Origin of the sequence: Mycetohabitans rhizoxinica HKI 454 (assembly GCF_000198775.1) — a bacterium.
GTDB classification, from domain to species: Bacteria; Pseudomonadota; Gammaproteobacteria; order Burkholderiales; family Burkholderiaceae; genus Mycetohabitans; species Mycetohabitans rhizoxinica.
Genome location: NC_014718.1, coordinates 747,132 through 759,301 on the forward strand (window position 1 = coordinate 747,132; position 12,170 = coordinate 759,301).

The window sequence follows — 12,170 nt, forward strand, 5'->3', positions numbered from 1 at the left end:
CCAATGAACGGCGAACGGTACGGGGAACTGGTTCGCGAACTGTGCGATGTCGTCGGACTCGCCGATCCGGAATACGTGCTGGAAACGCGGACCATAGAAGTCCAGGGCTACGATGTTCGTCTTGAATACTTTGAAAATGATCTGGATGCAATCTACCTAAACTTCCATTTCGGCACAGTAACCGCAGGCCGCACGCTCAACGTATTTCGGTTGATGCTCGAAGCCAACCTGCTGATCTACGCGCAAGATCAAGCGCAAATGGGCCTTGACACCGATACCGGCGGCATCATTCTTATAATTAGAATACCGATGGACCCCGACCTGGACGGCGAGGCACTGGCCGACCTGTTGTCTCATTACGCTGAGCACGGTCATTACTGGCGGCGTAACATCATCGAATCGACGGACGAGATGTTCGAAGGCATCGTGGCGGGCGATTTCACGTGGTTGCGTGCGTAAAGCTGCGCATGTCCGAACATGTGATCTATTTTGATATAGCAGTACGATACGCAATTACAACATACTGTTGTCTGCACGTAGTTCGTCACTCTCGTCGTCCAACTTCCGTCCATATACTCGCTTCACTGCAGTCGCGTGGACCATCGACACACCTATAGGGAAAGGCCTGCATCGATGTCAATTCAACCCGCGATGATGGCTATCGCATTCGGGCGATACCAACTGATCCTCGATCCGGCACAACTGAACGTAGACGGCAAACCGGCCGCGATTGGCTCCCGGTCGCTCACGATTCTTCGAATACTGCTGGAGGCCAATGGCCGTACAGTCAGCACCGATGAGTTGCGCGAGAAGGTGTGGCACAACGCGGATGTCAGTGTGAACTCGATTCAGTCGAAGGTTGCCGCACTACGGCGCGCGCTCGGCGGCGATGAGCATTTGGTCGCGACGGTCCGGGGCCAAGGTTACCGCTTCACCGGCGAGCAGCGTCTCGTGACACTTGCGCTCGAAGCACCGTCTGGCGACGGCGCCGTCACGGCGATGGGAAGCGCAAGCACCGCTCAGGCACCGCCTCATCATCGCGTCGAATCGGCACAGGCCAATACATTCTCCGAAGAAGTGACCGGCGCGCCGCAAACCCGTGCGACCTTGATGCTGCCGCGCGGTACAACACCGTTTATCGGGCGCCATGCCGAAGTATCAGAATTGTTGGCCGTGGTTCCAACGGCCCGCATCGTCACACTAACTGGCCCAGCGGGCATAGGTAAGACACGCGTCGCATTGGAGCTGGTCCGCCGTCTGGGCGCGTTGTATCCGCACGGCGTCGCCCTTGTGCACTGCGCGCCACAGCAGCACGTCGATGCGTTTGCCCGAGCATGTATTCAAGCGTGGCACATCGAAGCGTACCGCGGCGACGCGCCGGGCCAATACTTGCACAAATGGCTCAAGCCGCGCCGTATGATGCTGTTGATCCATGATGTAGACGGGCTACCTATCGAAACGACCCGGTACATCAACAGACTAATCGACGAAGCGCCAGGAGTGTGCGTGATCGCAACGGCCAAAGATGCGCCGGGCATATACGCCGAACACGTCGTGCGCGTATCACCGTTACAGACGCCCTCCCCTTCTTGTGGCACGTCGTCGTTGATCCCGCAATGCGACGCGCTTCAATTACTGTTCGCCCGTTTGCACATCTTGACGAGCCCGCGCGGCGCCATGCAACAACGGCGCCCGCCAACGACCGCTGGTTCGACGTGGTACGCCGACGCAAGCCCGGAGGCCATCGCGATGGCGGCGCGGGTCGCGGCACTGGCCGAGGGCATGCCGCTCGCATTGGAATTGGCGGCGTTTGCGCTCGCACAGCGGATTCGTGCCGGGGAACCGCTCGAAACAGCGCTGGCGACGCTGGCCGACACGATGCGTCTTGCGGCCAGCGACATCAGTACCAGCCACGCAAGCATGGCGGCGCCCGGCGCGGCGGCGTTCCTGCCGCTTATCGGGCAATGCATGGCTCAGTTGAGCCCGTTGGAGCACGTCATATTACGCAGTCTGGCGACATTCGAGCATGCCGTAACACACGACGCAATGCTGTATCGATTAAAGGGAGCACCACAGTTGGCATCGATGCCGAACGGCGCGGTGCTCGATGCATCGCTGTCGAAGTTGATCGACTCACGCTTGATACGGGACATCGGTATTGCCGGCCAAGCCATGCTCAAAGTCAATGAATGGCTCGCTGCCAACGCCGATGCGCCTTTCTGGTGCCTCAACGAAAACACCCCTGGCAACCCGTGGCACACTTCGTTTGATGCCACATCGGAGCGCTAAACGTGACGATATGACACAGCGCAGTGCAATAGTGGGGCCGTTGACATTCTCAGCCAGCGCCGACCATGCCCGCCGATGTTATCGTTTCGCCCTCGCGAGGCGTCATGTGCACTGCCTCCCCCGCAGTCGAGCACGCCGGCCCAAAATCCAATAGCGAAAAAGCGCTCGGATCCGCCGCTCGCAAGCCGGCCGCCACGTCGCGACACACGGCGCCGCTAGACGAGCTGCGGTCCAAGTTAGGCGTCCATCTTCGTGGTAAGCAGCCTCCGGCGTCGATCGGATCCACGATGCCAGGCCGTGCGGTCGGCTCCACGATGCCGGCCCGTGCGATCGGAGTCACACCGGCGGATCGCGACACGCCCGGCTACAGCATCGACACGGTAGGCGTGCTAGGTGTCGATGAGCCGCGCCACTGGACGCGTGCGCAGTTGCTGAATCATCTTGTCGAAGCCAATTATCCAGGCCCGACCCTGGCGACAGCTGAGCTGGCGTACCAACTCCATACAAGCTTGGATGACGGCACAGGCGAAGTGAACGCCGCGCGCGTCCAATTAGTCTTGTTTGCGATGCACGAAGCAGGCCTACGCGACAACACGAGGGCCATGATGGACAGCACGATGGCCACGATGGTGTTGCAGCAACTGCGCTTGTTGAACTTCGACCAGCCTTTCCACGACGCGCCCACCCCAACGGGCGACGCCCGCTTGCCCGATCAGCAACTGCAAGCATGGCGCGCGTCGTGGGAAACAGCTCGCGTGCTCGCTCGTACGGAAGAAGGGTTCGAGACGCTGCTCAAGCTGCGCGCAGAGAAGTGCGCGCCGCTATCCCGCAGCGTGGACCGGGACATGCTCCACGTGCTGTTGGATAGCGCCGACCGGATCGATAACCACGTACGATTGACTCAGCCGCACGACAGTCACGCGACGCCGGTGCACGCCGCGCCCGATTTCGATGACCCATCACCCTCGGGAACTGACAAGCGTCAGCAGTGGCTGCAAGGTCACTTGGCCATGAAAGGGCAGGACGCCAAATCCACGCTGCTGGCCAGCCAGGTCTTCGCCATCGCCAAGAAATTCTTCGACCAAACCGAACCTCCGCACAGCGCGAGTGGTCCCACGCCAGAGGGTCGTTTCGCGTCGTTCATTGAAACACTCACGCCCAACGAAAAAGAGGCATTATTCGACTGGCAACAGCGCTTCCACGAAAGCGGCCGGGGAACCGACAAGGCGAAGGCATCGGGCCGTTTGAACAATGTTAGAAAGGTTGTAACCTCGATTATAGGAAAACTCGTACCTGGCGAAGTTGCCGCATTTTTCAATCGGCGACCAGGCTTGCACGAAACCGATAAGGCGAAGGCATCGCACCGTTTGAACAAGTTCGTATCGGAGGTCGCGACCAGGGACCGTGAACATTACGGCTCCCACCTAATACAGCGGATTTTCGGAACCATGAAAGCCCCGATGGTCGCTGCTACTCGCATTAAATCAGGTGCCGGCAAAGCCACCGAGGAGTCGAGTGCTGCTGACGCGCAGGCCTCGGCGCCAGACTACGCGTCAGCGGCTTCAACGGCAGGGGCTGCCGAGCCGACCCGTGCGGCATCGACCGCGATTCAGTCGATCACGACTGCTGTTGCTGACGCATCCGATCGCGGCTGGGATGCACTAAAACGCATCGTGCCGTCGCTGCGTCCCGGCATGGCGGTCGAGTTCAGTGACGGGGGAGCGCTCACCGTCACGACAGAACGGGTATCAGCTTCGGTCACCGCCGCGGTAAGCCAGGCCACCCAGGCGAGCCCGGTACCCTTACCCGTCGTGGTCCCAAGCATCAACGCCAAGCGCTCACGCAAACGCAAGGCCACAGTGCAAATGGGATGTACCGAGCAGCACGCCTGGCTTTTTATCGGCACGGCCCATGCGACGGGCCGCGGCGCGGGCGCCGGTGTGCTGGTCGGCGCATCGTTCCCAGGCAGCCTTGTCGGTGGCACCGTCGGTGTGCAATTCTACGATTCGGAGCACGCACGCCCCCGCGGCATCCTCGTTCAAGTGGCTCGCCAGCCAAAGGCGGACGGCTCCGGCTACGACGACGAAGCCATGGAAGCCAGAATGGGCCACATCATCGACACCATGATGAGCCTATCACCCGCCGGCGCCACAGCCGAATCACGCGGCACCCGCGAGCAATGCTGGAACGCACTGGCGCAATCGCTGGTCGGCGCGCGCGATGTGTCCGTCGGATGGATCGACGGCACCGTGGACGAAAAACGTCATGGCTCGTCGACGGGGCCCGTCGCCAGCGCTGGCGTTCCCATTGGGCTTCCGCACCCGTTCGGTATGTCCACCAGCGTTTCCGTCCCGGTGTCCGGCAAGCACGTGCACAACATATCGACGTCCCGCAGCGACTCCGGCCGCATGTCCACCGAAAAGCGGCACGCGGAGCGCAGCATCGAGGTCAAGGTAGAGGTCAGGGTCGGCGCTTCCGTTTCAGCCACCCTCTCGAGCAACCCGAAGAGCGGTATCAGCACCGGCCCAAGCTCCAAACGCTTATGGGACAAGCAACTCTATCAGGCGAAGGTGTCACTTTCGCGGACGTTGCAGTCCTACCAGGGAAAAATCGAACCACGCGCCTGCTTTCTGGATGTCGATTTCCTGGACGCAACCGCATATGAATATGCGACGCGCCAGCTGCTTGACCACAATGGCGACCGTGACGATGCCGGAATCAAGGCGGTTCGCACGTATCTCGAACAGAAACGGGCCCAATCGGCCAAGCCGCTGGCGGACCAGGCGGCCAGCGCGGTAAAAAACGTGCTGGAGCTCGGCAATGGAACGAGGCAAACGGACAGCCATATCCATCGCTATGCGCTGACGGACCCGGCTGCGGAACAGATCAACCTGTTGCAGGCGCACTTCGAGCAGCATTACCTGCGTCCTTGGGAAGCCGGCTTGCGAGAACGCGTGTCCGCGAAGGATCTCGAGAGAATGAGGCAGGTCCTCGAGGCCAAACGCGAGCAGATCCTGGCCGATCCCGCTTCATGGAGATTGGCTTCTCTGGTCACGAGAGAACGCAGCGAGGCCCATGAGTCTGTTCCCGACCTGTCCCCGTGGGTAAGAGGCGCGGCGACAGCGCTGCTACTCGTGGATGCCAACGCGGGTGCGACTCGGATCGACGAGAACGAGGTGGTTCACCACCGCTTCGAAACCGACGTCAACGTTAAGCCGCTGGTCGACGTCTCGATGTCGTCCGGGATCACGTTCGAGCGCCTGCGTCGCGATGGATACCATGCTTTCATGGGTAAGCCGGTCGCGGCTACCAAAGCTACCAAAGCTACCAAAGCTACCAAGCTGCCAAAGCTGCCAAAGCTGCCAAAGCTGCCAAAGCTGCCAAAGCTGCCAAAGCTGCCAAAGGGACAAGGCAGCAAAAAGGCTAGTTCGCAAATTTAGTCGACAAGCGCGACGCCGAGGCTGCGCGTTCGCGCCCGATCGCGCAGCCTCACGTGCGGCGCGCTCAGTGGCCGAGTTCGCGCAACAGCGCCACGACGTCATGCGCCCATTCGATCCAGGTTTCTTCGGCACGGATGCCGTACCGCAGCACCGCATGCTGCAGACGTTGTTTCGTCGAGAGTACGGGGGCGGCGAAATCCCGCTGCTCGATGTTCCGGTAGGTATCGAGGCGGGCCTGCCACTGCTCGAGCAGTCGCGCTAGCTCCTCCCCCAGCCCGTCCGGACCGACAACAGCGGCCGCGCGAAGCTTGACCAGAAACGCTTGCCGGCAGTTTCGGTCTCCATCGTCCAATGGCTCGAGGATCCACCGCACGAGTTCTGCCCTTCCGGTCGGCAACACCTGATAGCATTTCTTGCGCCGTGCCGGATCGTTCGGGTCATCAACGGCCGCCACCCACCCGACGGTCGCCATGCGGGCAAGTTCGCGATAAATCTGCTGGTGCGTGGCGTGCCAGAAATAGCCGATCGAGCGATCGAAGCGGCGCGCCAGGTCGTAACCCGAAGTTGGCTTTTCGAGCAGCGACGTAAGGAGGGCGTGCTGGATGGACATGAGCCGCATTTTATCCGCTTGGCAACGTTAGCGACGCCGCATTTGATGATATTGACGCTGCGCTGGCTGTCCCTGGTGCGTCACCTCGCTTGACCGGTCATGACTTCGCATCGGTTGTCGCGTCAAAACGACAACCGCCGACGATGCGCAGCTTGTATCGTCGCGCCGTTACGCTTGCATGTGCCGCGGCACGACAACGAGCGCCGTATCACGGCCGGCATGGCGCACCGCCAGATCGAGCTGCTCAGGCAATGAGATTATCCTTACGTCTTCGGCGCGTTCCATTTTCATATGACCTTGTTCAATACACTAGCCAGCGTAATGCCATCCAGTCGTTCTGGACATCGCAAACGGTGCTGCTCAGCGACGTGCCGCTCGAACAAGCGATGTTTGCCCATCGAGCCCGGCCCCGGCGCGCCTTCTTGAACTGTTGCGACGGGATCCCGTTGGCTGCCACCGGGCACGCGCGATGAACACAACGGCACGGGCACGCGACGAATTCCTCGCACAGATTGGCCGCGCAGCTCACGCGACGCGGTCGTGAGACGGCGGCACATCGCGAGACGGCGGCACAGTTTGCGACGCGGCTCGAGCGGCGGCCCGTCTTTGCACTGCCCGACCACGCCACGCTGATTTCGGTCGACAATTCTGGCGCGCTCGAAGACGCTGGCTGCCGATTGATTGAGGCCATCGAGCGTGGCCGACTGCCGCATCTATGGCTCGATGACGGGGCCGTTTGCTGGACAATGCGAGAGGCAGCGGCTCCCCGTTGTTGCGGATCGGGCCACGGGCGCGAAGCAAGCGCCGGATAACCGCTGCGCCGGACCACAATAAAAGGCGTGCCGCCCCGGCACGCCGCCAGTCTGATACCATTTGAGCTTGAACCGTGGTTCCACTTCGCCGCGTTCCGTATCCCTCAACCTCTAGTGGTCATGCATTCGGCATCGATCACTACGCACGCTCAGCACAACGCATGGCGTCAGAATCCGGCCGGTCGCAAAACGACATCCTCAATTCAGCGCGCAAAGAACGCAAGCGCGTCCAGATCTACTTGGTCAACGGCATCCGTGTCGTCGGCCATGTTGAATCGTTTGATCAATATGTCGTGATGCTTCGTACTCCTGGCGGCATGCAGGTCATCTATAAGAAAGCGATTTCGACGGTCCAGCACGACACGCCCGACAGCCGTGCCGCCCGGTCGTCGACATCGGGCCGCGGCGCCGGACCCGCTCGCGGGGGGCCAACGTCCCGCATGTCGGTGCGCCCGCGCGCGGGTGCACCGACAGACACCGCCTCCCGGCCGGTGGTGGTCACCCGAAAGCGCCGCGTCACGATTCCGAACAACAATACCGGCGAGTAAGGCTGCCACCGCGCTTATCGAGAACCCGTCGGACACACGGGTAGCCGCGTCACGCCGCCGCCCGCCGCGTCGAGCCAATACTCAATCGTCCCGATCAGGCAGCCTAACGCATGCGACTCGCCGAGATCGACGACTCAGCGGGATCCCGAACAATCTCACCTATACGGTGGCCGGCTCCGACAAACCAAAAAAGCGCAACGCGTTTTGACCAAGGATCTTGCTTTTCGCGTCATCGCTTAGTTCCGGGTGCGTCGCGACCAGTTCGCCGATCAACTGCTCTCCGAGCGGGAACGGGTAGTCGGAGCCGAGTAACACCCGATCCTCCCCCATGGTATCGACCAGCATTTTCAGCGCACGTGGATCGAAGACCGCGCTGTCCACGTGAAACCGATTCAAGTACGACAGCGGCGGGTGTGGGCAATTTTCCCGAACGATATCCCGGTTTTCCCACGCGTTCTGCACGCGACCGAGCAAGAACGCAAAGCTGCCGCCGCCGTGCGCGAAGCAAAGCTTCAACGAGGCCGGGATACGCTCGAAGGCACCGGACAGAATCAACGACACCATGCTCAACTGCGTCTCCGCCGGCATGGCGACAAGCCACGGCAGCATCCATTTCTTCATCCGGCCATCGGTCATCATGTCCCACGGATGAACCAGCACCGGAATCCCATCGTTTGCGCAGTGTGTAAGAAACGTGACCAGTTGCTCGTCGTCCAGGTCGCGCGAGCCGAGGTGATTGCCGATCTGCACACCGCGGTGTCCGCAATGGAACGCGCGCGTCGCCTCGCGGCACGCTAGCTCGACGTCCTGCAACGGCACCTGCGCCAGCGCCATCAATCTGTCCGGTGCATACGCGCACATTTCCAGCGCGAGATCGTTCATCCGTCGCGCCCATTCGTCGGCCGCCGTGGCGTCGTAGCGATAGCCGAACATCACCGGCGTCGCACACATCATCTGGATGTCGATGCCGCGTTCGTCCATCTCAGCAATACGCGTGCGCGGATCCCACAGCGCACGGTACACTGGTCGAAATGACTGGTCTCCCGTCATGATCATGCCATGCTGGCCATCTGCGTCGATATTCAGCCAGGGAGCATGCGCGGCGTCCAAGCGCGCCGCCTCTTCCCGCGTGATACGCGGGAAGAAATGAGAATGCATGTCGATTCGAAGTTTCATTACAAGTCGGTGTGGCAATCCAGTCAGGTCCGGTTAATTAAGCAGCTTTACCCGCATGCAATTGGCCGCACTGCGGACATCGCCGCTTGTCCTCGGAGCCATAAAATGCGTCGAACAACGGCGGCAGGTCGGTCACGATGCTCTTAAGCTGAACCTCGACCCGATGCACCCGGTGGTGGCAAGCGTCGCAGTACCATTCGAACCCATCGAGTAGTCCCGGCGGCCGCTGCCGYTCGATCACCAAGCACGCGCTGCCGGCCTCAGGCCGCTGCGGTGAATGCCGCACATGCGGCGGCAACAGGAATATGTCGCCTTCTTTCAGTTCCACACGCTCCTTGCGACCGTCGATCCACAGGTACAGGTACGCGTTGCCGCGCAACTGGTAAAAGAACTCCTCGAGCGGATCATCGTGGTAATCGGTCCGATGATTTGGACCGCCCACGACCGTCACAATCAGGTCGCTGTCCTGCCAGACTTGCTGGTTGCCCACCGGCGGCTGCAGCAAGTGCATGTGTTCGTCGATCCAGCGTTGGAAGTTGAACGGCTTCCCATATCCCAGCATGTTGGTTTCCTCTATCGATGCACAGTACCGCCGCCTCACGCCGGCACAACCGACGTGCCGGACGCCCCGCACCCCATGCTTGGCGTCCCGCGCTCAGCGCTGGCGCGGCGCATACGCGACAGCCTTAATCTCGATCAGCAGGTGCGGGTGGGGTAGCTGATGGACGGCTACGGTCGTGCGGGTCGGCCCGGTCTCGTCAAAAAACTCGCCATAAACCTCGTTGTATCCACCAAAGTCATTCATGTTGACCAGGAACGCCGAGATGTCGACCAGATTCGAGAGGTTGGCCCCCTCGGCGCACAGGATGTCGCGAATATTCTCGATCACCGCCCGGGTCTGTGCCCGGATGTCCAAGTTCACCGTACCGAGCGCATCAACCGACGCGCCGACGATCGTATTGTCGGGACGGCGGGCGCTGGTGCCCGATACGAACAAGAAGTCACCGGCACGCTGCAGGTGCGGAAATCGGCCACGCGGCGTGGCCTTGCCTGGCACAACGCGGCCCTGGGAAGTCGATTCAGTCATGAGGTTTTCCGTATTTCGTGCGTTTATCCGATCTTCACGCAAATATTGGTAAGTTCAGAGTAGAAGTCGAGCGAATGTCGACCGCCTTCGCGACCGATGCCCGACAGCTTGGCGCCGCCAAATGGCGTGCGCAGATCACGCACGAACCACGCGTTGACCCACACAATGCCGGTCTCGATCTGGCGCGCGACACGGTGGCCCCGGGTCAGGTGCGTAGTCCAGATGCTTGCCGCCAGACCGTAGGCGCTATGGTTGACGCGGCTGATCACCTCGTCCTCGCTGTCGAACGGCGCCACATGGCAAACCGGCCCGAAGATCTCCTCGGTCACGCAGCGCGCGGTGTCCGGCAGGCCCGTCCAGATGGTCGGGTTCACGAATGCGCCACGATCCCGGGCATCACCGAAATGCGGGACATCGCCGCCGGTTACCACGTTGGCACCTTCCTCGACGGCCAACCGGAAATACGACAGCACCTTGTCGCGATGGTGTTGTGAAATCAACGGTCCCATCGTGGTGGCCGGATCTTCTGGTGCGCCCACGCGCAGCGCCTGTGCCTTTTGCTTCAGCGCGGCCACGAAGCGCTCGAAGATTGGCCGCTCGACGTACACCCGTTCGCTGCATAAGCAAACCTGCCCTGCGTTCGTGAAGCTTGATTTGGCCACGCCGTCAACCGCGGCGTCGAAATCGGCGTCGGCGAACACGACCGCCGCATTCTTGCCGCCCAGCTCAAACGAAATGTCCTTCACGCCATCGGCAACCGTCTTCATGATAGTGCTGCCGGTGCGCGACTCGCCGGTAAACGTGATCGCGCTGATGTCCGAATGACGGGTCAGGAACTCGCCCGCCGCGTTGGGCCCGTGACCATGGATCAGGTTGAATACCCCGCGTGGCAAGCCAACTTCATGGATCACCTCGGCCAGCAGTGTCGCCGAGCCGGGCGTTTCCTCCGACGGTTTGGCCACCACGCAATTGCCCATCGCGAGCGCGGGCGCAACCTTCCACGTCAGCAGCAGCAGCGGCAGATTCCATGGCGAAATGATGCCCACCACGCCGAGCGGCTTGCGCGTCACATAATTGATCAACTCGCCGCCGTCCGACGTATGGGTCTCGAAAAACTCGCTGTTTGCGGTACGCACCAAGTCGGCAAATATGCGGAAATTGGCGATGCCTCGCGCCACGTCCAGCGTCCGCGCTTGGGCAACCGGACGGCCGGTGTCCGCCACTTCCGTGGCAACGAATGCATCAAAGTGCGCTTCAATGCCTTGGGCAATCCGGTACAGCCAGTCCGCCCGCTGCGCCGGCGTCGTGTCGCGCCAACCGGCCAGTTGGGCTGCTCGTGCCGCCCGCACCGCGCGATCCACGGCTTGTGCATCAGCCTCGCAGACCAACGCAACCTGCGAGCCGTCGACCGGGCTCAAGTCCTGGAACGTGACATCGCCCGCCACGAACTCACCATCGATGTAGTGCCGTAACAACCGAGGATAGGACGACGCGGTGTCCGATTCGATGTTCACAACAACCCCTGCATATTCAAAAGGTTAAGAGCAGTCTATGAGAGGCACCGCGTGCGCGGAAATCAAACATTCGTGATTGACTATATGAATCGGTAATACCAGTGCCACAACCGAGCCGGCCGAGCCGGCGCGCGACCGGCCGTGGCGCTTCCACGCGGTTTGAAAGTCTGTACACCGCAGGCCCCATTACCAGTATCCGGCTGCCACCCGACCATAACGCAGCAGACCCGCCCTGTTTACTCAAGCGCCACCGAGTTCATCGCGTCGCGCTGCAGCGGCGTGGCGATGTGCATTCCTTCGTTCCAAAGACCTTAATTTCGGTCAGTCGTACGAAGCAGGCGGGTCGCGCCAACGCATGATGTCGATCAGTGCCTACACCCCTATCAGGGGATCGCAGCAGATGGTCAGGCGTGGGACTCATTCCTGCAATACGCGAGGCGCCATCCGGACCTCGTATTCATGAGAAAGGACGAGATTGTCCGCTACGCGCTCCAAAGTCCGTCGGCGCTGCGTAAACCTCCATTAAAGACGGGATATACGTTGCTGCGTCCGCATGCTCATGCCCGCGCGCCACATCAAGCCTATTGCGTCACGACACCGAGTTGACGCAAAAAGCGGGCGTTGGGGACAACGCGGGACGATGGCTGCCGCCTTCTCGCCAACCCAAGCGTCCGGGCGGCATCGATCGTACCGG

The 12,170-nt window shown here is 61.2% G+C and carries 9 protein-coding genes and 1 pseudogene; 5 read left to right on the forward strand and 5 right to left on the reverse strand.

Annotation, left to right across the window (positions count from 1 at the left end):
* Positions 1–3 precede the first annotated feature (3 nt).
* The 3 genes from RBRH_RS14965 (at position 4) to RBRH_RS14975 (ending at position 5,729) form a co-directional block, all read left to right on the forward strand.
* Positions 4–459: a CesT family type III secretion system chaperone gene (locus RBRH_RS14965; RefSeq protein WP_013428980.1), complete on the forward strand. Its 456-nt coding sequence runs from the start codon at positions 4–6 to the stop codon at positions 457–459.
* Positions 460–633: 174 nt separating this feature from the next.
* Positions 634–2,289: a winged helix-turn-helix domain-containing protein gene (locus RBRH_RS14970; protein ID WP_157864585.1), complete on the forward strand. Its 1,656-nt coding sequence runs from the start codon at positions 634–636 to the stop codon at positions 2,287–2,289.
* 617 nt (positions 2,290–2,906) lie between these two features.
* Complete coding sequence (locus RBRH_RS14975; protein ID WP_162145575.1) at positions 2,907–5,729, forward strand: hypothetical protein; 2,823 nt, start codon at positions 2,907–2,909, stop codon at positions 5,727–5,729.
* A gap of 64 nt (positions 5,730–5,793) precedes the next feature.
* On the opposite strand, the gene RBRH_RS14980 is transcribed toward RBRH_RS14975, so the two are convergent.
* Complete coding sequence (locus RBRH_RS14980) at positions 5,794–6,339, reverse strand: PadR family transcriptional regulator (protein ID WP_041755079.1); 546 nt, start codon at positions 6,337–6,339, stop codon at positions 5,794–5,796.
* A gap of 288 nt (positions 6,340–6,627) precedes the next feature.
* On the opposite strand from RBRH_RS14980, the pseudogene RBRH_RS21510 reads away from it, so the two are divergent.
* Positions 6,628–6,765: pseudogene (locus tag RBRH_RS21510) on the forward strand (hypothetical protein); the annotation flags it as partial.
* A gap of 547 nt (positions 6,766–7,312) precedes the next feature.
* Positions 7,313–7,699: an RNA chaperone Hfq gene (gene hfq, locus RBRH_RS18185; protein WP_041754909.1), complete on the forward strand. Its 387-nt coding sequence runs from the start codon at positions 7,313–7,315 to the stop codon at positions 7,697–7,699.
* A gap of 159 nt (positions 7,700–7,858) precedes the next feature.
* Here hfq and RBRH_RS14995 read toward each other — a convergent pair whose 3' ends face one another.
* The 4 genes from RBRH_RS14995 to RBRH_RS15010 form a co-directional block, all read right to left on the reverse strand.
* Positions 7,859–8,875 (reverse strand): amidohydrolase family protein, encoded by a 1,017-nt coding sequence (locus tag RBRH_RS14995; RefSeq protein ID WP_041754910.1) that lies wholly within the window; start codon positions 8,873–8,875, stop codon positions 7,859–7,861.
* A 37-nt stretch (positions 8,876–8,912) separates the two neighbouring features.
* Entirely contained in the window at positions 8,913–9,437 is a 525-nt protein-coding gene (locus RBRH_RS15000; RefSeq protein WP_041754911.1) for a 3-hydroxyanthranilate 3,4-dioxygenase, read from the reverse strand.
* 93 nt (positions 9,438–9,530) lie between these two features.
* Positions 9,531–9,962, reverse strand: a complete 432-nt coding sequence (locus tag RBRH_RS15005; RefSeq protein ID WP_041754912.1) for a RidA family protein — start codon at positions 9,960–9,962, stop codon at positions 9,531–9,533.
* A gap of 23 nt (positions 9,963–9,985) precedes the next feature.
* Positions 9,986–11,476, reverse strand: a complete 1,491-nt coding sequence (locus RBRH_RS15010; protein ID WP_013428991.1) for a 2-hydroxymuconic semialdehyde dehydrogenase — start codon at positions 11,474–11,476, stop codon at positions 9,986–9,988.
* Positions 11,477–12,170: the final 694 nt, after the last annotated feature.